General features: G+C 64.9%; 26 protein-coding genes. 18 read left to right on the forward strand and 8 right to left on the reverse strand.

Features of this window, described 5'->3' with window-relative positions:
- Window positions 1-36: 36 nt before the first annotated feature.
- Together AC1DSF_RS23715 and AC1DSF_RS23720 are read right to left on the reverse strand one after the other, a co-directional pair.
- Window positions 37-291: a DUF1272 domain-containing protein gene (locus AC1DSF_RS23715; RefSeq protein WP_478183522.1), complete on the reverse strand. Its 255-nt coding sequence runs from the start codon at window positions 289-291 to the stop codon at window positions 37-39.
- A gap of 2 nt (window positions 292-293) precedes the next feature.
- The gene (locus tag AC1DSF_RS23720; protein ID WP_478127984.1) at window positions 294-584 is read right to left on the reverse strand and encodes a DUF1330 domain-containing protein; all 291 of its coding nucleotides are present in this window, start codon (window positions 582-584) and stop codon (window positions 294-296) included.
- 266 nt (window positions 585-850) lie between these two features.
- Here AC1DSF_RS23720 and AC1DSF_RS23725 point away from each other — a divergent pair, with 266 nt between their 5' ends.
- Both AC1DSF_RS23725 and AC1DSF_RS23730 read left to right on the forward strand, forming a co-directional pair.
- Entirely contained in the window at window positions 851-1,270 is a 420-nt protein-coding gene (locus AC1DSF_RS23725; RefSeq protein ID WP_478127983.1) for a tripartite tricarboxylate transporter TctB family protein, read from the forward strand.
- Between the two features lie 2 nt (window positions 1,271-1,272).
- Window positions 1,273-2,805 (forward strand): tripartite tricarboxylate transporter permease, encoded by a 1,533-nt coding sequence (locus tag AC1DSF_RS23730; RefSeq protein WP_478128031.1) that lies wholly within the window; start codon window positions 1,273-1,275, stop codon window positions 2,803-2,805.
- A 15-nt stretch (window positions 2,806-2,820) separates the two neighbouring features.
- Here AC1DSF_RS23730 and AC1DSF_RS23735 read toward each other — a convergent pair whose 3' ends face one another.
- Window positions 2,821-3,912: a mandelate racemase/muconate lactonizing enzyme family protein gene (locus tag AC1DSF_RS23735; protein ID WP_478127982.1), complete on the reverse strand. Its 1,092-nt coding sequence runs from the start codon at window positions 3,910-3,912 to the stop codon at window positions 2,821-2,823.
- 228 nt (window positions 3,913-4,140) lie between these two features.
- Between AC1DSF_RS23735 and AC1DSF_RS23740 the strand changes: the two genes are divergently transcribed.
- Window positions 4,141-4,518: a hypothetical protein gene (locus AC1DSF_RS23740; protein WP_478127981.1), complete on the forward strand. Its 378-nt coding sequence runs from the start codon at window positions 4,141-4,143 to the stop codon at window positions 4,516-4,518.
- Here the strand turns inward: AC1DSF_RS23740 and AC1DSF_RS23745 are convergent.
- Window positions 4,515-5,543, reverse strand: a complete 1,029-nt coding sequence (locus tag AC1DSF_RS23745) for a LacI family DNA-binding transcriptional regulator (protein WP_478127980.1) — start codon at window positions 5,541-5,543, stop codon at window positions 4,515-4,517. The two genes, AC1DSF_RS23740 and AC1DSF_RS23745, sit on opposite strands and share 4 nt — an antisense overlap.
- 163 nt (window positions 5,544-5,706) lie before the next feature.
- On the opposite strand from AC1DSF_RS23745, the gene AC1DSF_RS23750 reads away from it, so the two are divergent.
- The 8 genes from AC1DSF_RS23750 to AC1DSF_RS23785 are packed head-to-tail and all read left to right on the forward strand — an operon-like array spanning window position 5,707 to window position 13,519.
- Window positions 5,707-6,987, forward strand: a complete 1,281-nt coding sequence (locus tag AC1DSF_RS23750) for an ABC transporter substrate-binding protein (RefSeq protein ID WP_478127979.1) — start codon at window positions 5,707-5,709, stop codon at window positions 6,985-6,987.
- The gene (locus AC1DSF_RS23755) at window positions 6,987-7,718 is read left to right on the forward strand and encodes an SDR family NAD(P)-dependent oxidoreductase (protein ID WP_478183523.1); all 732 of its coding nucleotides are present in this window, start codon (window positions 6,987-6,989) and stop codon (window positions 7,716-7,718) included. The genes AC1DSF_RS23750 and AC1DSF_RS23755 overlap by 1 nt, the downstream gene beginning before the upstream one ends.
- Window positions 7,719-7,727: 9 nt before the next feature.
- On the forward strand, window positions 7,728-8,597 hold the full coding sequence (locus AC1DSF_RS23760; protein WP_478127977.1) for a carbohydrate ABC transporter permease: 870 nt from the start codon (window positions 7,728-7,730) through the stop codon (window positions 8,595-8,597).
- A 13-nt stretch (window positions 8,598-8,610) separates the two neighbouring features.
- Window positions 8,611-9,423: a carbohydrate ABC transporter permease gene (locus AC1DSF_RS23765; RefSeq protein ID WP_478127976.1), complete on the forward strand. Its 813-nt coding sequence runs from the start codon at window positions 8,611-8,613 to the stop codon at window positions 9,421-9,423.
- 10 nt (window positions 9,424-9,433) lie between these two features.
- Complete coding sequence (locus tag AC1DSF_RS23770; RefSeq protein WP_478127975.1) at window positions 9,434-10,420, forward strand: alcohol dehydrogenase catalytic domain-containing protein; 987 nt, start codon at window positions 9,434-9,436, stop codon at window positions 10,418-10,420.
- A gap of 4 nt (window positions 10,421-10,424) precedes the next feature.
- Window positions 10,425-11,489 carry an ABC transporter ATP-binding protein gene (locus AC1DSF_RS23775; RefSeq protein WP_478144976.1) on the forward strand — a complete coding sequence of 355 codons (1,065 nt, stop codon included), beginning with the start codon at window positions 10,425-10,427 and terminating at the stop codon, window positions 11,487-11,489.
- Between the two features lie 50 nt (window positions 11,490-11,539).
- Window positions 11,540-12,463, forward strand: coding sequence for a PfkB family carbohydrate kinase (locus AC1DSF_RS23780; protein WP_478183524.1), 924 nt, complete (start codon window positions 11,540-11,542; stop codon window positions 12,461-12,463).
- A gap of 6 nt (window positions 12,464-12,469) precedes the next feature.
- Entirely contained in the window at window positions 12,470-13,519 is a 1,050-nt protein-coding gene (locus tag AC1DSF_RS23785; protein WP_478183525.1) for a tagatose 1,6-diphosphate aldolase, read from the forward strand.
- Between the two features lie 3 nt (window positions 13,520-13,522).
- Here the strand turns inward: AC1DSF_RS23785 and AC1DSF_RS23790 are convergent, their stop codons facing one another.
- From AC1DSF_RS23790 to AC1DSF_RS23800, 3 genes are read right to left on the reverse strand one after another with little or no spacing between them, the layout of a single operon-like run.
- The gene (locus AC1DSF_RS23790; RefSeq protein WP_478127971.1) at window positions 13,523-14,311 is read right to left on the reverse strand and encodes a TSUP family transporter; all 789 of its coding nucleotides are present in this window, start codon (window positions 14,309-14,311) and stop codon (window positions 13,523-13,525) included.
- Window positions 14,308-15,108: an HpcH/HpaI aldolase family protein gene (locus tag AC1DSF_RS23795; RefSeq protein ID WP_478183526.1), complete on the reverse strand. Its 801-nt coding sequence runs from the start codon at window positions 15,106-15,108 to the stop codon at window positions 14,308-14,310. The genes AC1DSF_RS23790 and AC1DSF_RS23795 overlap by 4 nt, the downstream gene beginning before the upstream one ends.
- A 14-nt stretch (window positions 15,109-15,122) precedes the next feature.
- Window positions 15,123-16,094 (reverse strand): Bug family tripartite tricarboxylate transporter substrate binding protein, encoded by a 972-nt coding sequence (locus AC1DSF_RS23800; RefSeq protein WP_478144978.1) that lies wholly within the window; start codon window positions 16,092-16,094, stop codon window positions 15,123-15,125.
- A gap of 114 nt (window positions 16,095-16,208) precedes the next feature.
- On the opposite strand from AC1DSF_RS23800, the gene AC1DSF_RS23805 reads away from it, so the two are divergent.
- The 7 genes from AC1DSF_RS23805 to AC1DSF_RS23835 all read left to right on the forward strand — a co-directional run bounded on the left by AC1DSF_RS23805 (window position 16,209) and on the right by AC1DSF_RS23835 (window position 22,763).
- The gene (locus AC1DSF_RS23805; protein WP_478183527.1) at window positions 16,209-17,312 is read left to right on the forward strand and encodes a LacI family DNA-binding transcriptional regulator; all 1,104 of its coding nucleotides are present in this window, start codon (window positions 16,209-16,211) and stop codon (window positions 17,310-17,312) included.
- Between the two features lie 82 nt (window positions 17,313-17,394).
- Window positions 17,395-18,453, forward strand: coding sequence for a LacI family DNA-binding transcriptional regulator (locus AC1DSF_RS23810; RefSeq protein ID WP_478127967.1), 1,059 nt, complete (start codon window positions 17,395-17,397; stop codon window positions 18,451-18,453).
- Between the two features lie 193 nt (window positions 18,454-18,646).
- Entirely contained in the window at window positions 18,647-19,519 is an 873-nt protein-coding gene (locus tag AC1DSF_RS23815) for an SDR family NAD(P)-dependent oxidoreductase (protein WP_478183528.1), read from the forward strand.
- Window positions 19,520-19,540: 21 nt separating this feature from the next.
- A complete protein-coding gene (locus tag AC1DSF_RS23820) occupies window positions 19,541-20,104 on the forward strand; it encodes a carboxymuconolactone decarboxylase family protein (RefSeq protein WP_478144981.1) in 564 nt (187 codons plus the stop codon).
- Window positions 20,105-20,214: 110 nt separating this feature from the next.
- The gene (locus AC1DSF_RS23825) at window positions 20,215-21,216 is read left to right on the forward strand and encodes a Bug family tripartite tricarboxylate transporter substrate binding protein (RefSeq protein ID WP_478183529.1); all 1,002 of its coding nucleotides are present in this window, start codon (window positions 20,215-20,217) and stop codon (window positions 21,214-21,216) included.
- A 109-nt stretch (window positions 21,217-21,325) separates the two neighbouring features.
- Window positions 21,326-21,850: a carboxymuconolactone decarboxylase family protein gene (locus AC1DSF_RS23830; protein ID WP_478183530.1), complete on the forward strand. Its 525-nt coding sequence runs from the start codon at window positions 21,326-21,328 to the stop codon at window positions 21,848-21,850.
- A gap of 61 nt (window positions 21,851-21,911) precedes the next feature.
- Complete coding sequence (locus AC1DSF_RS23835; RefSeq protein WP_478144984.1) at window positions 21,912-22,763, forward strand: SDR family NAD(P)-dependent oxidoreductase; 852 nt, start codon at window positions 21,912-21,914, stop codon at window positions 22,761-22,763.
- Window positions 22,764-22,835: 72 nt separating this feature from the next.
- Here the strand turns inward: AC1DSF_RS23835 and AC1DSF_RS23840 are convergent, their stop codons facing one another.
- A complete protein-coding gene (locus AC1DSF_RS23840; RefSeq protein WP_478183531.1) occupies window positions 22,836-24,860 on the reverse strand; it encodes a 4-oxalomesaconate tautomerase in 2,025 nt (674 codons plus the stop codon).

Below are 24,860 nucleotides of genomic sequence, written 5' to 3' on the forward strand. Positions count from 1 at the left end.
GCGTCGCTCGGTACCCGTGAGTCGACGCGATAACGCTCACGTCGACTCGGTGGCTGCGCAACCCTCGGGCTTGAACACTCGCGTGGTCGAAGCCGGAGAGTTCACGAGCTTGGCCGCTGGGCGCATCGGGCGCCGCAGCAATTCACCGCCGCAATTCGGACAACGTCCGCCAAGGCGCTGTTCGGCACAGTCGCTGCAGAACGTGCACTCGAACGAGCAGATCCGCGCGGCGGTCGAATCGGGTGGCAGATCCCGGTCGCAGCACTCGCATCCGGGGCGCATCTGCAGCATGGCTAGACCCCTTCGATGATCCGCAGATCCCGATCGGCCCCATCGCCGAGCGCAGCCAGTGCGGCTTGGTAGTCGGCGCTGTCATGCGTCGCCCTGGCCTGCTCGACGCTGTCGAACTCGATGAGCACCGTGCGCTCCTTCAACCCGCGCTCGTAGACCTGCGCCGGAACACCGCGCGCTAGAAAGCGCCCGCCGCCGGCTGTGATGGCGGGGCCCGCCAGCTTTGCATAGGCCGCCAGTTTGTCGGCGTCCTTGACTGCGCGGTACGCGCTGACCCAATAGGCTTTCGGCATGCGAATTCTCCTTCTGTGCTTTGGTGATTGTGTGCTTTGGTGATTGCAATGGACCGAGCTTCGGACTGTCCGGCCGGTTCTCGCGAATCTGATCATAAGGAGTCGCTGAGCCTCGCGCCCGGTACGTAATTTCCCTCACGCCTTGGTCAGACTCCGCTCAGTTGGCCGACAAGACCATAGGGCGCCCGACTTTCTTTCGGGAATGTGGAGAGTCATTGCACGAGTGCGGGACTGTCCGCCCATCGACTCGCACTCATCACGACCCTATGAATCTAAATCTTGTCCGAGGGTTATTCCTCATGGCGATCTCACTCGCCTTTGGACTCCAGGCACTGCGTTACCCGATTGGAGACTTCAGTCGCGCGGGGCCGGGACTCTTTCCCGCGGTAGTGAGCGCGATGCTGTTGGTGATTGGCGTGATCACCGTGGTTCGAGCGTTCTATGTCGAGCGAGTGCGCCTCAACCTGAACTTCAAGAACATCGCCATCATCATCGCGAGTCTGTGCGGACTGGCACTGATCTCCACCTACGTGAACATGATCGTCGGAATCATCTTCATGGTCTTCTGCTCCACCCTGGCCGGCTCTTCCTACTCCTGGGTGCGCAACGTCAAGATTTCCGCCGGCCTGGTCGCAATGGCGCTGGTCCTTCAAAAACTTCTCGGCCTGAACCTGCCGCTTTACTGATGATGGACGTCCTCAACAACCTGGCGTTCGGCTTCTCGCACGCCCTGACCCTGCAGAACCTCATGTTCTGCGCGATTGGCTGCACGGTCGGCACGCTCGTGGGCCTGCTGCCCGGCCTGGGGCCGCTGGCCACCATCAGCCTGCTGCTGCCGCTGACCTATTCGATCCCCACTACGGGTGCGCTCATCATGCTGGCGGGCATCTACTACGGTGCGCAATACGGCGACAGCGTGAGCGCGATCACGATGAAGATCCCCCACGCGAGCAGCATCGTCGCGTGCATCGACGGCTACCAGATGACGCTCAAGGGCAAGACCGGACTGGCGCTTTTCACTGCGGGGGTATCGAGCTTCATCGGCGGCTCGGTGGCGATCCTGGTGCTGGCCTTCCTCGCGCCGATGCTCGGTGAAGTGGCCTTCCTCTTCGGACCGGCCGACTACTGCGCCATGATGATGGTGGGCTTTGTCTGCGTGAGCTTCGTCACGACTGGCAGCCTGCTCAACGGCCTGGCGATGTGCATGATCGGCGTGCTGCTCGGCACGATCGGCACCGACGTGAACAGCGGCCTCGCGCGCTTCACGCTGGACCTGCCCTTCCTGATCGACGGCGTGGGCATCGTGAGCATCGCGCTGGGCTGCTTCGGCATTGCTGAAATCACGAAGAACCTCGACTCGAAGGAAGAACGCTCGCCCTTCAACGGCAAGATCAACCTGATCCCGACCTGGGCCGAGTTCAAGCGGATCATCCCCAGCGCCCTGCGCGGCAGCGTCGTGGGCTCGTTCCTCGGCATCCTGCCCGGCGGCGGCCCCACGATCGCGCAGTTCGCGGCGTACGCCATCGACAAGAAGGTCAGCAAGTACAAGCACGAGATCGGCACCGGCTGCATCGAAGGTGTCGCCGGCCAGGCCGCGGCCGACGAGGCGGCAGCGCGCACGAGCTTCATTCCGCTGATGAGCATCGGCATTCCCGAGAACGCCGTGATGGCGCTGATGCTGGCCGCCTTCATCATCAAGGGCATCCAGCCGGGGCCCAACATGATCGCGAGTCACCCGGAGCTCTTCTGGGGCCTGGTGGCGAGCATGTGGATCGGCAATGTCTTCCTGCTGGTGCTGAACGTGCCGCTGGTGCGCTATTGGCTGTCGGTGTTCAAGATTCCCTACAGCGTGCTGTTCCCGTCGATCCTGTTCTTCTGCTGCATCGGCACCTACAGCGTGAACAACAGCCTGGAGGACATCTACATCACGGCGGCATTCGGGCTCATGGGCTACATGTTCATGCGACTGCAGCTGGATGCCGCACCGCTGATGCTGGGCTTCATCCTCGGGCCGATGCTCGAAGAGAACTTCCGCCGCGCACTGCTGCTGAGCCGCGGGAGCTTTACCACCTTCTTCACGCGCCCGATCAGCGGCACCTTGATGGCGCTCATCGCGTTCTTCATCGCCTGGCAGGTGGTCTCGTTCATCTTTCAGATTCGCAAGAAGAACTCGCTACGGCGGATGGTCGCTGCGCCTCCTGTGAAAACGGCCGAGGTCTAAGCCACGGCGCGAGCGCTAACGAACGCGAAACGGCTCCAGCTTCTCCCAATCGAACGCGACGCCAATGCCAGGTTCTGGCGGCGCGACCGCGAGGTGGTTCTTCAGCACCAGGGGCCGGGCGGTGTACTCGTCGATCGGGAAGCTGTGAATCTCCAGCCAGCCTGCGTTCGGCTGCGCGGCAAGCAAGCTGACGTGCAGCTCCTGCATGCCGTGGGAGCACACGGGAATGCCATGCCGGCGTGAGCGTTCGGCCACCTTCAACCAGCCGGTGATGCCGCCGCAGTTGGAAGCATCGGGCTGAATGAAAGAGAGAGCCGCCTGCTCGAAAGCATGGTCGAACTCGTGAATGGTGTGCAGGTTTTCGCCCATCGCCAACGGCACGCCTGTCGCGGCGGCAATCCTCGCGTAGCCTTGGTAGTCGTCCGGAATCGTCGGTTCCTCGAACCAGAGGATGTTGAAAGGCGCGAGGCGCCGGGCAGCGACGATGGCCTCGTCCACGCTCATCGAATAGTTGGCGTCGACCATCAGCGCGAGGTCGTCGCCAATCAGTTGCCGGACCGCACGGACACGCTCGACGTCCTCTTCAAGATCTTCCCGTCCGATCTTGATCTTCACGGCATTGGCGCCGCGCGCGAGATAGCCCCTCACATTCGCCAGGAGTTTGTCCAAGGGGAACAGCAGGTCGATTCCGCCGCAGTAGGCCTTGCAAGTGTTGCCGGTGCCGCCTGCCAGTTGCCAGAGCGGCATTTGCCGAGTCTTTCCGCGGATATCCCAGAGCGCGATGTCGATGGCCGAGATTGCGAACGAAGCAATGCCGCCTCTTCCCACGTAATGAACGTGCCACTCGCTGAAGTCATGAATGGATTCGACGTCCTCGCCATCCATGCCGATCAGCGCTGGAGCCAGGTCGTGGTCGATCATCGCCTTGATCGCATGGCCGCCCTTTCCACCGGTATAGGTGTAGCCCGTGCCTTCCCTGCCGTCGGCGAGCCTCACGGTCGCGGTGATCAATTCGAAATGGGTATGCGCCCCATGCTTCGCGTCGGTCAGGACTTCGTCAAGCGGAACCTGGAACAGATGACTTGTGATTCTTTCGATGTTGCGCATTGCAATGCTCCGGTGACGGGCGAACAAAGCCAGGATAGTAGGCCCAGGATAGTGGACGTACTGCACCCCGCAGGCATGAGCGCAAATGCATCCGAGCCACCCAAACGGACCCAACCGCCGGTTGGCGCGCCGATTGCGACTTTGTCCCTTTCATCCTCCATGCTGGTCGGAGCACAATCGGCCGCCCCGACTCATTTCTCCAAGCGCACCCATGCACCTGTCTTCCCCATGACTGCCATCCTTCGGACCTGGACCTTCTGGATCCTTACCCCGCTGCACGAGGAGTGCCAAGCCCATCTTGAACGTACGAAGCTTCCGGAGTTGCAGTCCTTCGAGGGATGCCAGCGATCGTCGGCGTTGTTCCGAGACCTCGGCGATGGCAGCACCGAAGTCACGGTCGTTTCCTCATGGGTCTCGATGGCCGCCATTCGCGCCGCCTTCGGGGACGAGATCACGCGACCGAGCATCGATCCCGAGGATCGAAAGAAGCTGATCGACCGAGAGCAGATCGTGCGGCACTACCCAGCTACGGACCGCCACGCGATCAGCCTGGCGCCGGCAGAAATGGGCCCAAGCCAGATCAAAGCCCGGACAGCGCCGGACTAGCGGATCAGGCGCGGCTTGCCGGTGGATTCGCGCACCACGAGCGACACATCGACTTCATGATGCAACGCCACCTGCTTCCCAGACAACGACTTCACCAGATAGTCCCCCGCCCGCGTCCACACCTCGTCCGTCGGTACATGCATGGTCGTCAGGCTGGGCCGAAGGTGGCGGCTCCATTCGAGATCATCAAAGCCCATGACCGACAGATCGTCGGGCACATGGAGCCCGCGCCGCTCCGCCTCGAGCAGCACTCCGTACGCGATCACGTCGTTGCCGCAGACAACGGCGGTGGGCCAGTCACTTTTTGCGGCAGATAGCAGCGAGCGTGCGCCCTGGCGCGCATCGTCCAGGTGATAGGGCACCTCGATGTACCACTCGGGCCGAAGCGTGAGCCCGCTTTCCTGGAGCGCGCGATGTACGCCCGCAACGCGCGCCGTCGCACGGTCGTTGTTCGACGAAATCGCCGCGACCATGCCGACCCGGGTGTGCCCCAGCTCGATGAGATACCTGCAAGCCCGATAGGCTGCGGCCTCGTTGTTGCCGCCTACGGACGCGTACGGCTTGTCCGGGTGGTACACGCCCACGTTCACGAACGGAATGCGTTGCGAGGCGAGCAGCCTGCGCAGCGCATCGGTGTGCGTGTCCCCGCGCAGGATCAGGCCGTCGATGCCGCGGCTCACCATGTTCTGCGCTTGGCGCGCTTCGGTCTCCGGCTCGTAGCCGCTGGTTGAAAGCAGCAGCAGATAGCCCTGCAGCGACAAATAGATCTGCAGCGCCTCGATGCCCCGCGCGAACATCGCGTTGTCCACCGTGGGGATGATGGCGCCGATGGTGCGCGTGCGGCGCGACGACAGCGCACGCGCCGCCGCGTCGGGGATGTAGCCCAAAACCTCAACAGCCGCATCTATGCGCATTCGCAGGTCCGGGCTCACTGATTCGGGGTTGTTGAGCGCGCGAGAAATCGAAGCCGTCGAGACGCCCGCGTGCTTGGCAACTTCTCGAATACCGACTGTTTTTGGCTTCATCGTGAAACAGTTTACAGCAAGCGGTACGAGCGCCACCGGGTCAAACTTCAAGGGAAATCCCCTATGAATTGCCGTCATTGAGTCGGTTCGCTGCGTTGACAGCCTCTGTCCTTGCCAAGATAATTTTGTAAACGGTTACATGACGATCACAGGAGACAAAGACATGAGACGAGCCATCGCTTTCGCTGTCGCGGCCACGTGCGCCTTCGGCGTTCATGCACAGGACTTCAATTGGAAGAAGCACCAGGGCACGACCATCACCTTCCTCGCCAACAACAACCCGGTGGCCAATGCCCTGCTGAAGCACAAGGCCGACTTCGAGGCGCAGACCGGCATGACGCTGAAGGTCGACTCCTATCAAGAGCAGCAGATGCGCCAACGGCTGGTCACGGTCATGAACTCGCGCAGCGACGAGGTCGACGTGTTCATGTCACTGCCCTCGCGCGAGGGGATGCAGTTCGCCAAGGCCGGGTGGTATGCCGATCTGAACGAGTTCGTCAAAACCGCCAGCGCCAAAGATTACGATTTCGCCGACTTGAGCGCGGGCATGCTCAAGGACGCGACCTACGACAAGCAGCTCACCGGCATCCCGATGAACGTCGAGGGCCCTGTCCTGTACTACCGCAAGGACCTGTTCCAGAAGTGCGGCGTGTCGCTGCCCAAGAGCCTGCCCGAGCTCGAAGGCGTGGCCGCCAAGCTCAAGAGCTGCGAACCCGGCGTGACGCCCTTTGTCTCGCGCGGCCTCAAGCCCGCCCTGCCCTTCACCTATAGCGTGTTCCTGCACAACATGGGCGGCACCTACATGAAGGACAACAAGTCGCAGCTATGCAGCAAGGAAGGCCAGGCATCGCTGGCGCTCTATTCCAAGCTGCTCAAGGACTACGGGCCGCCCGGCGTCGTCAACTACAGCTTCTATCAAATTTCCTCGCTCTACAAGGAGGGCAAGGCGGCGATGGCTTTCGAGTCGTCGAACGAGCTGCGCAATGTGATGGACGGTGGCGCCCGCCTGAAAGACACGGCCGTGGCCGTGCTCCCCGCCGGCCCCGGYGGCTCGCACCCGACAGTCATCGGCTGGACGATGTCGGTGTCGGCCCACAGCAAGAACAAGGAAGCCGCCTGGTACTTCGTGCAGTGGGCCACCAGCCCGGCCGTGCAGGCCAAGCTGGCGGTCGACGGCGTCGCGCCGCCGCGCGCGGCCGTGGCCAAGTCGCCGGGCTACAAGGCGTGGATGGACGAGCAACCCGTGCGCACCGAATGGGTCGCGGCGGTGAATGAACTGAGCCGCACCGGCACCTCCGAAGTTGGCTATCCGATCGTGCAGAACCCGGCCTCGCGCGACTTCATCGGTCAAGCCGCGACCGAACTGCTACTCGGACAGAAGACGCCCGCGCAAGCGTGCGCCGACGCCGACAAACAGCTCGACGCGCTGATCGCCAAAGACTGATGGCTGTCTTCGACTTCTCCGCGGGCCACCGCGTGCTGGTAGTCGGTGGTGCCGGGGACATCGGCGCCGCCATCTCGCGTGCCTTCATGGACATGGGCTGCAGCGTCATCGCCACGGGCGTCGACGACGAGGCACTCGAAGCCACCTCGCTGCAACAGAGCGGCAGGCTCACGTTGCGCACGCTCGACGTCACCGACAACGACGCCGTCGCCGCGTTCGTCGGCGGACTCGACCGCCTCGACACGCTGGTCAACTGCGCCGGCATCCTCGCGCGCTTCAAGGAGTTCGAGATCGAGACCTTCCAGCGCGTGCTGGACGTGAACCTCACAGGCACCTTCCGCCTGTGCAACGCGAGCCTGCCGCTGCTCGAAAAGAGCAAGGGCAGCATCGTCAACGTGGCGTCGATGAACGCCTTCGTGGCACTCCCGTTCATTCCCGCCTACTGCGCGAGCAAGGGCGGCGTGGTGATGCTCACCAAGTCGCTGTCGCTCGCCTGGGCCGAGCGCGGCGTGCGCGTGAACGCCATCGCGCCGGGCTATGTAGAGACCGCCATCAACGCGGCCGGCCGCCAGGACAAGGCGCACTACGAACGCATCAGGTCGCGCATCCCCCTGGGCCAATGGGCGCAGCCTGACGACATCGCGGGCAGTGCGGTGTTCCTCGCTTCGCGCGCCGCGCACTACGTCACCGGCACGGTGCTGGCCGTCGACGGCGGCTTTCTCGCGGGTTGAAGACGCAGCATGAGCCAATCGATCGGCACGCGCGGCCAACTCGCGTTTCTCTCCTTTCCGGCCGTGATCTTCACGACCGCGATGATCGCGTTCCCCTTCGCCTACACGGTGTGGTTCAGCCTGCATTCGTATAGCTTCGGAGCCAAGCCCAAGCTCAACTGGGGCCTGAACTTCGTCGAGATGGCAGGCGACGGCGAGTTCTGGAACGGGCTGAAGATCACGCTCGTCCTCTACTTGCTGTCGCTGGTTCTGCAACTCGTGCTGGGCACGTGGATCGCGCTGCTGCTGCACGGCTCCAGGAAACTGTCCGGCATTGTGCGCACCCTGATGATCTCGCCCTTCGTGCTACCCCCCGTGGTGGTCGGCATGATGTGGCTGGTAGTGCTCGACCCGTCCATCGGCGCGGCCAACTACCTGCTGCAGGCCGTGGGGCTGCCGCGTTCCGATTGGCTGGCCTCTCCGGTGTGGGTCATTCCGACCGTGGCCATGATCGACACCTGGCAGTGGACACCTTACGTGGCGCTCATCGTGCTCGGCGGCCTGCAATCGCTGCCGCCCAACGTGTATGAGGCCGCGCAGATCGACGGCGCCTCGCGCTGGAATACCTTCTGGCGCATCACGCTGCCGCTGCTTGCGCCCACGCTGGTCACGGCGGCCATTCTGCGCAGCGTCGACCTGCTGCGCTTTTTCGACATCATCTACATCACTACGCAGGGCGGCCCCGGCAACGCGTCGAACACGCTGAACATCTATGGCTTCCGCAAGGGCTTCGAGCTGTTCGACATTGGCTATTCGAGTGCGCTGATGATCACGCTGTCGGCCATCGTGCTCGGCGCGGTCATGGTGCTCACCCAGGCGCGCAAGCGCGTGGCATGGTGAAGGAGGCAAGTCCATGAACGGCAAGCTGGTGCAGCGCCTGGGCCTCGTGCAGATCGCCTTCGTGGCGGTCCTGATCTTGCTGCCGATCGCGTGGATGGTGCTCTCGTCCTTCAAGCCCTCGGCCGAAGTGACGGCCTATCCGCCGACGGTGCTGTTCACACCAACGCTGGAGAACTACCGCACGCTGTTCGGCACCACGCCGTTTCTTCACTACACGTGGAACAGCACGGTCATCACCGCTGGCTCGACGCTGATCGGGCTGCTGCTGGGCGTTCCGGCGGCGTTCGCCGTGTCATGGACGCGCATCACGTGGCCCGCCACGGTCACACTGCTGGCGCGCATGGCACCGGGCACCCTCTTTCTGCTGCCCTGGTACGTGATGTTCCGCGAGGCCGGGATGATCGGCAGCTATTGGGCGCTGATCCTCACTCACGCGGCCATCACCATGCCCATCGTGATCTGGGTGCTGCTGCCCTTCTTCGACAACATTCCGCGCAGTGTGCTGGAGAGCGCGCAAGTCGACGGTTGCAGCGTGCCACGCATTCTGTGGCGCATCGCGCTGCCGCTCGTGATGCCGGGCGTGGTCGTGTCGTCGATCCTGTCGTTCGTGTTCTCGTGGAACTACTTCCTGTTCGCGCTCGTGCTGTCAAACGGTGACACCAAGACACTCATCGCGGCGTCCTTCAATTTCATTGGCGAAGGCGCGTCGAACTGGGGCGCGCTGATGGCGGCTGCTTCCCTCATCGCGCTTCCGCCGCTGATTCTCGCTTTCATCGTCCAGCGCAGGCTCGTGTCGGGCCTGTCCATGGGCGCGGTCAAAGGCTAGGAGACCTCTCATGCAAGCTGCAATTTTTCATGGCGACAGGAACATCACCATCGGCGAGGCGCCCATGCCGGTGCCTGCCGCCGGCGAGGTGCTGCTGCGCGTGCGCCGCACTGCGCTGTGCGGCTCGGACACCAAGCTATGGTTCAACGGCGCGACCATCACGCCGGGGCACGAGATCTTCGGAGTGGTGCAGCAGCCGGGCCATGCGCTCGACGGCAAGCGCTGCCTGGTCTACATCCCGGTGCACTGCGGCCATTGCGAATCGTGTCGTGCGGGCGATACACAGATGTGCCTCAACGAATCGGTGCTTGTAGGCTGGAACCGCCCCGGCGGCTATGCCGAATACCTGAGCGTGCCCGAGCAGTGCCTGCTGCGCGTGCCCGACGACATCGAGGACGAACTCGCCCCCCTGCTGCTCGACACCATCGGCACGGCCGCGCACGGCATCCGGTTCGTGAAGCCGCTGGTGCCGCCGGAGACGACGGGGCCGGTGCTGGTGACGGGAGCGGGTCCGGTGGGTATCGGAGCGCTCATCGCGTTGCAGAACATGGGCTACACCGAGGTGTATGTGTCGGATCTGAAGGAAGAGCGGCTGCAGCTGGCCGAATCATTCGGGGCCAGGCGCCATCCGGTGGGCGACAGCAGCAAGCGCTTCAAGCTCATCGTGGAATGCAGCGGCGCGCATGCGGCCCGCAGCCTGGGTATGGAGATCGTGCTGCCGCGCGGCGTGCTCATTCTCATCGGAGAGAGCGACAAGCCTTGGCCGGTGCAGGAGAACAAGGCCATCCGCCGCAAGGACTTCTACATGGTGCGCACCTTCTATTTCCCCAAGAGCGATTTCGCTCTCAACGTCGAGTTGCTGCGCGGCGAGAAGAAACGCTATCGCAAGCTGGTCGACGCACAGTTCGGCATCGACCAACTGCCCGAGATGTTCGGCCGGTTCGTGGCGGGCGAGCTCGTCAAGCCGCTGCTGGCTTTTGACCGCGCAGGAAAGTAAACGCATGGCGTCCATCCGTCTGAAAGGCCTGGTCAAGCGCTTCGGCGAAGTGACCGTGGTCCCTTCGCTCGACCTGGAGATCCGCGACGAAGAATTTGTAGTCTTCGTCGGCCCCTCGGGCTGCGGCAAGTCGACCTTGCTGCGCATCATCGCGGGGCTGGAGCCCATTGATGAGGGCGACCTCTACATTGGCGACACGCGCGTGAACGACGTGGCTCCAGCACGGCGAGACATCGCGATGGTGTTCCAGGACTACGCGCTCTATCCGCACATGACGGTGCGCGACAACATGGGCTTCGGCTTGGAGATGCGCAACACGCCCAAGGACGAAATCACGCGCCGTGTCGACCGCGCTGCAGCGATGCTGCGCATCGAGCCCTATCTCGACCGAAAGCCCAAGGCCCTGTCGGGCGGCCAGCGCCAGCGGGTGGCCATGGGGCGCGCGATGGTGCGCAACCCGAAGGTCTTCCTGTTCGACGAACCGTTGTCCAACCTCGATGCCAAACTGCGCGCCGAGGTGCGCACCGAGATCAAGGCGCTGTCGCAGCAGCTGAAGACCACCATGATCTTCGTCACGCACGATCAGGTCGAGGCGATGACCATGGCCGACCGCATCGTGGTGCTGAAAGCCGGCGTCGTCCAGCAGTTCGGCACGCCCGAAGAGGTCTACAAGTCACCGGCCAACCAGTTCGTTGCAGGCTTCATTGGTTCGCCGGCGATGAACTTCTTCAACCTGCAAGCCGAGGGCACGCACGTGCGCATGGACGACGGCACGGTGTTCTCGATGCCGCCGCGTTGTGCCGGCGTTGCCGGGCCCGCGGTGCTGGGTGTACGGCCGGAGCACATTCAAGTCTTGCCTGCGGACGCGCCAGGGCTGCGCGTTCAGGTCAGCGTGGTCGAGCCGTTGGGTTCGGACACGTTGGTCTATTTCGATCGCGCCGGTACGCGGCATGTGGCCCGCGTCGCACCCGAGTTGCAGGTGCGGCCCAAGGAAACGATCACGCTGGCGTTCGATATGGAAAAGTGCCATCTGTTCGATGCGCAACACGGCGCTGTGCTGCATGGTTGAGGTACATCAAATGCAGCGCAGAGCTCATGCAAGTTCGCCGGAAAACTGAAATGAACCCGCAACGCCCCGCCCCCCGCGTGATCTGCCTGGGCCTTTCAGCGCTGGACATCACGTGGCAAGTACAAGCCCTGCCCGAAGGCGGCGGCAAGACACGCGCCGATGATGTGAGAGAAGGCGGCGGCGGCATGGCCGCCAACGCAGCAGCCGCCGCCGCGAAGTTGGGCGCGCAAGTCCAGTTCTGGGGCCGCGCAGGAGAAGACAGCGCCGGCCACGAGATGAAGTCGCAACTTGCAACGCTCGGCGTCGACGTCTCGCACTTCAAGCTGTTCGCAGGCGCACGCTCCTCCCTGTCGGGCATCGTGGTCGACAAGCGCGGCGAACGCATGATCGTGAACTTCCGCGGCGCGGATCTGCCCATCGACCCGGCATGGCTGCCACTCGAAGCGCTGGGCCGAACCGACGCTGTTCTTGCCGACCCGCGCTGGCCCGAAGGCGCACTGGCATTGTTCAGCGCCGCACGCGAACGCGCCCTGCCGACCGTGCTCGACGGTGACGTGGCCGATGCCGCCATCTTCGACCTGCTGCTGCCCCACACCGACTACGCCGTTTTCTCCGAACCCGGCCTCGCGGGCTACGCCACCGATGCAGGCAACGTCGATGAACAACTGGCGTTCGCACTCTCGCGCGGTTGCAAGCTCGCGGCCGTGACGCTCGGCGAACGCGGCGTCCGCTGGGCCGATGCCGCGGGGCAACACGCCCTGGCGGCATTCGAAGTGAATGCCATCGACACCACCGGTGCCGGCGACGTCTTCCACGGCGCCTTGGCCTTTGCCCTCGGTGCGCAGTGGCCCGTGCGCCGCGCGTTCCAGTTTTCCGCCGCAGTGGCGGCGATCAAGTGCACACGGCCCGGCGGACGCGCCGGCGTGCCCGACTTCGCCACTGCGATGTCCCTCGTCGAATCCATCCAGGAGTAACTCACCATGACCACGCCCGCCCTCCACCTCGGCAAGAAATGGGGCATGCGCCGCATGGCCACGCCCGAAGGTCACTTCACCATGGTCGCGCTCGACCAGCGCCCGCCCATCGCGCAACTCATCGGCGCCAAGCGGGGCGTTGCGCCGGCGGACGTCAAGTTCAGCGACATGGTGAATGTCAAACGCGCGCTGGTCGACGCACTCGGTGCGCACGCCAGCGCCATGCTGTTCGACCCCAACTACGCCTTTCCGGCCGCGCTGCAGAAACTGCCCGCACACACCGGGCTGGTCGTGACACTCGAAGACCACCGTTTCCGGGACACTCCCGGCGGCCGGCTCTCGCACTCGATCAACGACTGGAGCGTCGAGAAGATCAAGCGCGCCGGCGGCGACGGCGTGAAGGTGCTCGCGTGGTACCGGCCGGACGCAGAGCCCGACGTCATCGCGCACCAGAAAGACTATGTGCGAAAGATCGGCGACGAGTGCCGCCAGTGGGACATTCCGCTGGTGCTGGAGCTGCTGGTGTACCCCTTCCCCAAGAGCGAGCGCCACACGGTCGACTACGTCGAGTCGCCCGAAAAGATGCCCGAGCTGGTCATCGAAAGCGTGCGCGAATTCGCCAAACCCGAATACGGCGTCGACCTGTTCAAGCTTGAAAGCCCGCTCCCCGGCGCCACGCTGCCAGCGCGCGACGGTGGCGCGGCGCACCTCGCCGCGCAGGCCTGGTTCGACCAGATTGGCGCGATCTGCAAGGGCGCGAACATTCCGTGGGTGATGCTGTCCGCGGGCGTGACCTCGCCGCAGTTCGTGCGTGTGATGGAGTACGCCTATGCGGCCGGCGCGCACGGCTTTCTGGCGGGCCGTGCCGTTTGGTGGGCCGCGCTGCAGAACTTCCCCGATCTGGAGCGTTGCGCCGAGCAACTGCGCAAGGAAGGCAGCGCCACGCTCGCCGAACTCGAAGCGCTCACGCTGCGCGCGGGCAACGCCTGGCAGGCCGACTACAGCGCCTTCGATAGCATGAAGACCGAAGGCGAGTTCTGCGCCGCCTACGCCTGAGCACTATTGCGCCCACGCGGTCGCGATCAGCGTCGAACCTGCGGCGGCCAGCAGGCCGCCTACCAGCCACTTCAGCGTCTCAGGCTTCAACCGGTTCGGCAGCTTGTGGTGCAGCCGCGTGGCGCCATAGACCATGGGCAGCGCGCAGGCGGCCAACAATGCGGAGCGCAGCGAGAAATGCCCCATCGCCAGCACGATCACCAGCCGCACCAGCGAGTTCAAAGCGAACATCAATAGCAAAGCGCGGCGCACCAGTTCGCGGTCCAGGGGCTGGCGGTACATGTGGAACACGATGGGCGGCCCCGAGCTCGCGAACAGGCCGCCCAGCAAGCCCGAGAGAGCGCCTATGAGCCCGAAGCTCCACGGGCGCGACACCCGTGCCAGCGGCTTGCCCTGCAAGATCAGCAGCGCCGCGCAACCGAGAATCGAAAGCCCCAGCAAGCCGCGCAACCACGACACAGCGCTCCCGCTGAGCCACGCGAGGAGCGCCAGTCCCGCCATCACGCCCAAGGTGCTGCCCTTGAGAGCGGGCAGCATCAAGCGCCAGGGCACCACGCCGGGCCGAGCACGAAAATAGGTCCACGCGTTGACCAGGCTCAGCACCATGGCTGCGTTGGCCGCATCGCTGACGGTGGCGACATGAAACACCGACACCAGCCCCAGCAGGACCAGGCTGAAGGCGAAGCCCGTGAGGTTCTGCGTATAGGTGGCCAGCGCCACGCAAGCCATGAAGACCAGTACCGGGCCCGCCTGTGAATACAGCGCCTGCACGACCTCTGCGTTGGATATCAATACACGCTGCTGTCGAAGCCGCGCGCCAGGCTGGGCTGAATGGCCTGGATGAAGGCCGTGGCCTGCTGCATCAGCATGCCCATGTCCGAGGCCACGGCCACGAACGAATAGCCCATGGCCACGAAGCTCGACACCACCGCAGGCGTCGGCCCCACGATGCCGCACGGCATGCCGATCTTGCGGCAGCGCGCAGCAACGTCGGCGATCACGGCCTGCACCTCGGGATGCAGGATGTTGCCGATGTGGCCCATGTTCGCCGACAGGTCCCCGGGACCGAGGAACAGCGCATCGACGCCCTTCACGGCCGCAATGTCCTCGAGCGCGGCCACGGCGCGCGGGGTTTCGAGCTGGACCACGGTGAACACCGAGTCGTTGGCGCGCGCGTTGTAGTTTTTCGCGGTGCCATAGCCGCTTGCGCGATGCATGGCCGCATAGCCGCGAATGCCCTCGGGCGGGTATTTCGCATACGACACGGCGCGGCGCGCTTCTTCCGCGCTCTCCACGAAGGGCACCATCACCGTCTGCGCGCCGAGGTCGAGTGCGCGCTTGAACAGCACCGGGTCGTTGGCCGCAAGGCGCACCACGGCGGCAGCAGTCGTGCCGGCCACTGCCTGCAGGATGTGCAGCGTGTCGCGCTCGTCGATGGGCACGTGCTCCTGGTCGACCAGCAGCCAGTCGAAGCCGGCGCGGCCCAGCGCTTCGGCGGTGCTGGCAATGCCCGACATGAGCCATGTACCCAGCATCGTGCCGGGTTGAGTGAGACGGTGGCGGAATGCGTTGTGAAGAGGGTCGTTCATGCGGAGCGTTCGGTTCAGTCGATCTTGATGTCGGCCTGCTTGACCACGGCGGCCATGGCGGGGGTGTCCTTGGCGATCAGCGCGCCCATCTCCTGTGGCGTGGACGACAGCACCTCGTAGCCCTGTGCCTCCAGGGGCTTGCGGAATTCGGGCGACTGCAGGATGGCGCGCAACTCCTTGTTCAGGCGCTCCACCACCGGCGCGGGCGTGCCGCTGCGCACGAGGATGCCGTTCCACACGATATTCACCACACCCGGGACGCCGGCCTCCGCGAAGGTGGGCACGTCGGGCATGACGGGCGAGCGCTTGGTGTCGGCCACCGCGAGCACGCGCACGCTGCCCGCCTTCTTGTACGAGACCACCGCCGGCAGGTTGTGGAACATCATCGGGATCTGCCCCGCGAGCACGTCGTTGAGCGCGGGCGGGCCGCCCTTGTAGGGCACGTGCGTGAGCTTCACGCCGGCCTTGTCCTGGAACTCCACGCCCGTGAGATGCATGGTGTTGCCATTGCCGGCCGAGCCGAAGACAAGGTCGCCGGGTTTCTTCTTCGCGGCCACGATCACATCGGCCACGCTTTTGTAAGGGGTGGCCGCGCCGACCACCAGCACATTGGGCATCTGGTGCGTGAGCGTGACGGGCTGCAGGTCCTTGAGCACGTCGTAACCCACCGACTTGTAGAGCGCGGGGTTCACCGTGAGGGTGCTGGTGGAGCCCAGCAGCATGGTGTAGCCGTCGGCCGGCTGAGTGCGCGCCACCCAGGCCGAGCCGATGTTGCCGTTGGCCCCTGCACGGTTGTCGATGACCACGGGCTGGCCCAGCCGCTGCGACAGCGCCTGCGCAAGCGGGCGCGCGATCTGGTCGGCCACGCCGCCTGCGGGGTACGGCACGAGCAGCGTCAGCGGATGGTCGGGAAAGGTGCCCTCGGCGTGAGCCGAGAGCGCCGATGCGAATGCGAGCGAGGCTGCGAGGGCCAAGCGAACTTTCATGTCTTGTGTCTCCGTCCAGTAATAGAGCGATGGCTCAGTCCGCAGCGTTTTTGCCGCGGATGATGTTACCGATAACATTTCGCTCGAATGTATAGTTCACCGCGCTCCCCGTCAATGCCTCGAACCCTCAAGAAACCCCTCCCCGCCCGCGCCTCGGAAGAGCCGCGCGTGCGCGCGCCGCGGCGCAAGCTGGTCACGCACACGATCCACGATGTAGCGGCTCTGGCCGGCGTGTCGTCGATCACTGTGTCGCGCTATTTCAATGCGCCCGACAAGGTGTCGCAGGCGGTCCGGGAGCGGCTGCGCGAGGTGATCGCGGCCACGGGCTATGTCCCCAGCCAGGTGGCAGGCCGGCTCGCCTCGGGCCAGGCGCGCGTGGTAGGCGCGGTGATGCAGAACACCGCGAGCACGACCTTTGCCGACCTTGTGCGCGGCATGACCGACGGTTTCGACACCGCGGGCCTGCAACTGCTGCTGGCCAACACGGACTACTCGCAGCAGCTCGAGGAACGTGCCGTTCGCGCCTTCGCGGGTTGGCACCCAAGCGCGCTCATCGTCACGCGCGACGACCACACACCCGACACCGAAGCGCTGCTGCGCGCAGTGCGTGCGCCGGTCGTCGAGACCTGGGGCGTCGTGCCGGGGCGGCCGTTTCATCAGGTCGGCTTTCCGCATGATCAGGTGGGGGTGGAGCTCGCGCGGCACTTCATCGAACAAGGCGCCAAACGCATCCGTTTCGCGATGCGGCCCGTGTCACAGGACTTTCGCGCGCAGCAACGCGCGATGGGATATGCGGCGGCGATGCGCGACGCCGGCCTGAAGATCGACATCGTCACGACCACCGAAGCAGCCGATGAATTCGAAGCGGGCGCGGAGGTGATGCGCCGCCTTCAGCAGGAACCTCGGCGAACGCGCGCGCAAGCCATCGTGTTCGCGAACGACAGCATGGCTGCCGGCGCAATTCTGCAGGCGCCTTCGCTGGGCCTCCAATTGCCCGGCGATTGCGCCGTTTCGGGCTTTGGCGATGCACCCATTGCGGCGCACCTGCACCCCGCCCTCACCACCATGCGTCCCGCGCCCTACGAGATCGGCATGAAAGCCGCGCGCCTGGTGCTCGAGTTGATGGCGCAAGGCCCGCAAAGGGAGCCCATACCGCGGCAACTGCACGTCGTGCCCTGCCGCCTTGTCGTGCGCGACAGTTCTCGCATCGTTCGCTGAGGATCGCCCAAGGCGGCGCTCGGCACCGCGCTCAGCTTCGTCTTGCATAGAATCTCGCGCTTCGGGAAAGAGCTCACACGATATGAACCCCAAGGCCGGCAAGGCGAGCATCAAGGATGTGGCCACGCTCGCGGGCGTGTCGCTCGGCAGCGTCTCGCGGGTGATCAACAACGTCGAGAACGTCAGCCCCGAGGTGCGCCAGTGCGTCGAGCGCGCAATGCGCGAGCTCGACTATCAGGTCAACCATGCGGCGAAGACGCTGCGCTCGCGCAGTTCGAGCACGGTGGGGTGCATGCTCACCGACGTCTCCAACCCGCTGTACGCCAGACTCTACGGCAGCTTCGAGGCCAAGCTGCGCAAGGCCGGCTACATGGTGCTGTTGGCCAACAGCCTGAACGATCCGCAACGTGAGCTCGAGATCCTCTCGATGTTCAAGAGCCGACGCATGGACGGTGCGCTCATCGCGCCGGGCAATGAACGCGATCCCGCGATTCTGGAGGCGGTCGAGAAGCTGGGCATGCCCGTGGTGATCCTCGACCGCGACATGGACGTCGAGCAGGACCAGCTGCTGTTCGACCATGGGCGCGGCATGAGGGAAGCAGTGCGGCACCTCGCGAGCCTTGGCCACCGCGACATCGGCCTGCTGGTCGCTGGCACGCAGAACCGACCGATGCGCCGGCGCATCGAGGGCTTCAAGGCAGGGCTCAAGGCGAACGGCCTGGAGACGCGGCCTGAGCACCTGGTGCGCCTTGCGACCTCGACCAGCCCGGCCTTCGAGGAGGTCACCCGGCTGCTCGAGGGCCGGGTGCGTCCGACGGCCCTCGTCACGCTTGGCACAAGCGTGCTCGCTGACGTGCTGAACGCCATCGCGGCGCAAGGCTTGCGCATTCCGCAGGACATCTCGCTCGTCACCATGGGCGACCCGGACTTCGCGCGCAGCCACCGCCCGCCTATCAGCAGCGTGACGATCAACCTCGATCTCGTTGTGGAAGACGGCGCAAGGATGCTGCTCGAGCGCATGCGCGAAATGACAGACGCGCCACCGCGACGCGTGATCGTGCCCACGCAGTTCGTGCTGCGCGGCTCGTGCGGGCCGGCCCCGGCCCAGCCATCGAAGCGCCGCAAAAGCATGCCGAACTGAGCGCGCCTTCGCGCTCTCCACTCGTTCTACTCGCCTCACGGTCGCGCGCGCGAGCGCCGATCATATCGGCCATACACCTCTTGATGAAACGTTTCACCCTAGGAGAAACACTGTTCCTTGTACTCAGATGCGGTCCTAAGCTGCGGGACGTCATTCATCCATTGCGCCCACTGATCGGCCGGGTGCCCTCGCCGTGAACACCATCTCATCCATTCCTTCCTCAACGACCCATTCCCAAGCGGCGAGCAGCAGCCTCGAAGGGCGTGTCGCCATCGTGACTGGCGCTGGCTCGCGCACCGCCGAGATTGGCAATGGCCGTGCCGCGGCCATCCTGCTCGCACGCCGTGGCGCTCGGGTGCTGCTGCTCGACATGCAGCTGGAGGCCGCCCGCGAGACCGAACGCATGATCTCGACCGGCGGTGGCATAGCCCTCGCCGCGGCATGCGACGTGTCGGACGCCGCGCAGTGCCGCCAGGCGGTGGCCACCGCGGTCGAGGCCTGGGGGCGCCTCGACATCCTCGTCAACAACGTCGGCATCGGCGGGCCGGCCGGCACCGCGGTCGACCTCGACGTCGAGGAGTGGGACCGCGCATTGCGCGTCAACGTCACTTCAATGATGCTCATGGCCAAGTACGCCATCCCCGAGATGCGCAAGGTCGGCAGCGGCGCCATCGTCAACATCGCCTCGGTTGCCGGGCTGATCGGCGGCACACCGGCCCTGCTCTATCCGACCTCGAAGGGGGCGGTGGTCAACATGACCCGCGCCATGGCCGCACACCACGGCGTCGAGGGCATCCGCGTCAACTGTGTGGCGCCGGGCATGGTCTACACGCCGATGGTCGCAGGGCGCATGACCCCCGAGGTGCGCGAACAGCGCCGCAAGCGCTCATTGCTGCAGACAGAGGGCTCTGGGTGGGATGTAGGCCATGCCGTGGCCTACCTTGCGAGCGACGAGGCTCGCTGGGTGACGGGCGTGATCCTGCCGGTGGACGCTGGCACCACCGCGGGCAACGCGCCCTCGCCGGGCCTCAAGCCCGACCCGAAGCCCGAAGCAAAGGCCGCCTGAGCCATTTCGAAAGAACACGCCATGCCTCGCGTTCCCCTGCTTCCCGATCATCCCGAAGACCCCGCCGCGAAAGCCCTGTTCGATCAGGTACGCGCGGCGCGCGGGCCCGACTTCCACATGCCCCATCTGTACCGCGTGCTTGGCACTGCGCCGGAGATGTTTCGTGCCTGGCTTGATTTCGCTTGGCCGCTGCGCCTGAACGCCAAGACTTCGCGCCCCGTGCGTGAACTGCTGATTCTGCGTGGCGCACAGGTCGCCGGCACCGCCTACGAATGGGCGCACCATCTGCCGATGGCCATCGCCGCCGGCGTGAGCGATGCGCAGATCGATGCGCTCGCGAACTGGCGCGCCTCCGACCTCTTCGATGCCTGCGAGCGCGCCGTGCTTCAGCTCGCCGAGGAGGTCACTCGTGGCCCCTCGGCCTCCGAGGCCACGGTAGTGCAGCTCAAGGCTTGCGGCTTCGACGATGCGGCCGTCGTGGAGTTGGTGCTGACTGCGAGCTTCTACGTCTGCGTGAGTCGCTTCCTGCAGACGATGGACGTTGAACTCGAGCCGGGCTACGAGGAGTACCTCGCGCGCATGTGAGAGGGCCTGGTTTTCGCCTCAGGAGACAACGCGACAGTCAAGCCGCCCTTTTTTTTACTCAGGGAGACAGTGTCTAGGCCTATGGCCTGAAAGCGAAGGAGAGAAGACCAGTGAACATCACCTTTATCGGAACTCGTCGACAAATGGCGGTTCTCGCAATGGCCGCGACCGCAGGCGCTGCGCTCTTGACGAGTGCTGGCGCTGCGGCGCAAGAGTCGGGATTTCCGGATCGACCGCTCAAAATCATCTTGATGTTTCCGGCCGGCAACGGCTTGGATACCAGCACACGCAATTTTGCCGATGCGCTTTCCAGGGAAATCGGCCAGCCGGTGGTGGTGGACAACCGTCCCGGCGCCAACGGGGTGATTGCTTTCTCGGGCGTCAAAATGGCGCCGGCCGATGGCTATACCTTGCTGGTGGGGAGTTCCTCAGGAATGACCATCCCCGTCGCCTTCGGCAAAACATTGCCCTACGACCCGTTCAAGGACTTCAAGCCGATAGGAGGCATGCTGCGCGCGCCGGCCATCTTCACCGTGCCGCCCGACTCGAAAATCACCTCGATGCGTGCCTTGGCCGAGGTCGCGAAAACCAGGCCCAATCCGCTCACCATTGCCACCTACTCGGATGGCTACTACCTGACGTCGCAGCGGCTCGCCAACATGGCCGGCATCAAGCTGCAGAACGTGCCGTACAAGGGATATCCGGTCGCCCTGCCAGATCTTGCTGCCGGGCGTGTCGACATCGCCTATGGCGACGCCACGGCAACACAGGAGCTCATCAAGGCTGGCAAGATCCGCCCGCTCGCAGTGACCGGCACATCGCGGCATCCGAACTATCCCGACGTACCGACGGTGGCCGAAAGCGGCTTTCCCGAGTTCTCCTACTACAGCTGGGACATCTTTCTGGTCCGCAGCGAAACACCCGCTCCCGTCACCGAGAAGCTCAAGGCAGCGGTCCGTCGCGTGTTGAATGGTCACGAGTACCCGGCATCGCTCCGCGCGAACGGATCAGAACCGATGATGGATGACCTGCCCGCAATCCAGAAGATGTTGACCGACGAAGTGGCGCTCTACAAATCATTGATCGCGAGCACTGTCGGAGAAACCCGTTGAGGCGGCAAACGCCGCATGCGGGCGATCTGCCTCGAGCAGTGTGACCGGCCGGCGCCCGCAACGCGGGGCCGGGCATTCCTTCATTCCCTCCAACCACTTCACGAGACACATGGCCCGCATTCCCTACTTCGACCTCGCGCAGGCTCCCGAGTCGTACACGCGCCTCATCACTTCGCGCCCGCCGCTCAACCTCTACCGAATGCTCCCGCACGCGGGCAAGGCTGCGGAGGGCTTCCTCGCTCTCGGCGGTGCGATCCTGCGCGACAACAAGCTCGACTCCAGGCTGCGCGAGATTGCGATCCTCCGCGTGGGGATCCTGAGTGGCGCGACCTACGAGGTGCACCAGCACAAGCGAGTCGCCCGCCGCGTGGGACTCGCAGAAGACAAGATTGCAGCGCTCGAAAAAGATGCCAACACCGCCGCGCTGGACGAGACCGAGAAGATGGTGCTTGCCTACACCGATCAGGTGCTGCTGCATGTGAAGGCGCCCGACGCGATGTTCGAGGCGCTGTGCCAGCGGCTTTCGCCGGGCATCGTCGCGGAGCTCACGCTGGTCATCGGCTTTTACATGCTGGTCAGCCGATTTCTCGAGAACTTCGAGGTCGACATCGAACCACCCGGCACGATCGAGTGAACCGCACCGCCCGCCGGGCATCCACCCTTTGCTCTTTCCGACAACAACAGCTCCCAGAACCATGAACCTCGCTCCCCAGGAACTCGCACCCGCCCTTCAGATGCACGAAGAAGCGCTGGGCCGGGCGCCCGGCCGCGGCCGGCTGCAGGGCCGTCGCGTGCTTGTGATCGGCGCCGGCCAGCGCGACATTCCCGAAGAAGACCCGCCGGTGGGCAACGGCCGTGCGATCTCGCTGCTGTTCGCACGCGAAGGCGCGAGTGTGGCCTGCGTGGACATGTCGCAGCCCGCGGTGGACCGGACCTGCGAACTGGTCGAACGCGAAGGCGGCAGGGCCTTCGCCGAAGTGGCCGATGTGCGCGATGCCGCCGCGATCGCCCCGCTGGTGCGGCGCTGCACCGAGCGCCTGGGCGGACTCGACGGGATGGTGCTCAACGTCGGCATCTCTCGCGCGCTGCCGCTCGCCAACCAATCTGCTGCTACATGGGACGAGGAGTACGCGGTCAACGTGCGCAGTCACATGCTGTTCAGTCAAGCGGCGCTGGAGGTGATGTCGCCGGGCTCGTCCATCGTCCTGATGTCCTCGCTGGCAGCGGTGCGCAACACCGGGCGCAATCCGGCCTACGAGTCATCGAAGGCAGCGCAGGTGGCGCTCGCGCGCTCCATCGCGGTAGCTGGCGAGCCCAAGGGCATCCGCTGCAACGCAGTGCTGCCGGGCCTCATGGATACCCCCATGGGCCGCGACGCCTCACGGCGCCGGCCGAGCCGCGCGGCGGCCGTGCCTTTCGGCCGCCAGGGCACCGGCTGGGAAGTGGCATACAGCTGTCTGTTCCTGATCTCTCATGAATCGAGCTACGTCAACGCGCACGCGCTGATGGTCGATGGCGGGCTGGGCGTGGGCGTGGCTCGCACGTAAGCCGCCCGACGCCTGCGCCACAGACGATGAGGGCCTTCGTCACGCTGGCACCAAGCCGCTGGGACCCACGCGTCAATCAAGATCGAGTGGGCGCGACTCTTTCGGTGCAATCTCTGCCTGAGCGACGACTCGGCGCCAACGGTCCAGATCCTCCTTCATCCTTTGTGCAAGCGCGTTGGCACTCCCGGGTTCGGGGCGCGCGCCGTGGCTTTCGAAGCGTTCGACGACCTCTGGATCGACAAGCACATCGTTCAGCGCCTTGTTGAGGCGATCGATGGCTGCGGCCGGTGTACCGGCTGGCGCGAACAGTCCATACCATTGCACGACATCGACCCCCGCTACGCCCATCTCTGCGAGTGTCGGCACCGAAGGAAGCGCCTTCAGACGCTTCGGTCCTGCCACTGCCAACGCGCGCAGCTGGCCCGCACGGATGAACGGATATGCGGTGAACAAGCTGGGGAACATGATCTGCGTTCGAGCCATGACTGTGTCAGCAATCGCAGGCGCCGCTCCCTCGTATGTTTCACTGTCCATGCTCGTCCCGGTGCTGAGCTGAAACAGTTCGGCGGCAAAGTGCGGCGGCGTCCCTTCGCCGGCGGATGCGTAGCTGAAACAGCGCGGTGCGCCCTTGAGCCTGGCGACGATCGCGTGCAGGTCGGCAGCATCCAGATCAGGATGAGTGACCATCAAGGTCGGCGAAGAACCGATCAGCCCGACCGGCTCGAAATCGCTGACCGGGTCGTAGCCCAAGCTTTGCAGGGCCGGGTTCATCGCGTGCGTACCGACGTAGCCAAACATCAGCGTATGTCCGTCGGGCGCAGAGCGCACCACGTATTCGCTGGCGATGGCGCCATTCGCCCCGGCCCGGTTGTCAACCAGCACCTGCTGGCCGAGCAGCGGGGCCAGCTTGGCCGCGATGATGCGAGCCATGGTGTCGTTGCCCCCACCAGCGCGGGTCGGCACGATGATGGTCAGAGCCTTGTGCGGGAAGTCGCACGACTCCGCGTCTCGTGCTTCAGGACGGGAGAACACATAGTCGGGTAGATGCAGTTCGCCTTGCATGATCTTTCGCGCCGTGCGGACCAGGGCCGCGCGTTCCACGCGCGCGGCACCGCCGCTGCCCCTCAACTCGACTTCGACGTCGATCTGTCCCGCAGGATGCAATACGACCAGCTTGTGGAGCCCCGGTTCGCGCGCTGGCCCGCTCGCGACTGTCCCCGGCAGCGCAAACGCGCTCGCCACTCCGATCGCTCCGGTCACGGCATGTGATGAATGGCATTTGCGCGGAGTGAAGTAGCGCGAGGTGATGCTGTCTTTCAATTCGCCAGCGCTCACCAGGACCGGCTTTGGAATGACGCTGTTGGATACGTCGCCCAGACCCATCCTGCGCCCGGCCTCCAGCCGAAGGGTCTCCAGGCGCTCGAGCAGGGTCGCGTCCGCATCGAGCGCCGCAGGCTTCTCGCGCCCGGTGAGACCGAGATCGCCGGCGCGCACGATCATCAGCGGCATGGCGGCATCGATGCACGTCACCTCCATACCGCCGATCGTGTCGATGCGCCGGCCGGTCGGGAAGACCTGCCCCGTGACCGCCCCCCACGCGTCGAGAAAGTTGAGCAGGATCGGCGCCGACGTGCCGGCCACCCCATCGATGCGCGCGTCGCCTTCGTAAGTGACGCGGCCGCCGGGCGTTCGCACCGTCACGTCGATGCGCGATCTGGTGTTGACGTTGTAGACCCGAACGCTGGTGGTGCCGTTCGTCGCAGGAATCAACCCCTGTTCGATCGCGAAAGGCGCGACGCCAGATAGCATGTTCCCGCAATTCGGCCGGGTGTCGATGGAACGATGGCCGACGCCTACCTGCGCGAACAAATAGTCGATGTCGCAGCCCGGCTGAGACGAACGCGACACGATGGCGACCTTGCTGTTGAGCGTGCTGCCGCCGCCCACGCCGTCGAGCTGCAACGGGTCCGACGCGCCGATGGCGCCGATCAGCGCCTGATCACGGGCCTCGTCGCCGTCCGGCAGCCATTCGCGCAGGAAGAATGGACCCCGTGAAGTACCGGCGCGCATCAGCACGCAAGGGATAGACCTGTTCAT

Source organism: Variovorax sp. 01N429, assembly GCF_056399425.1.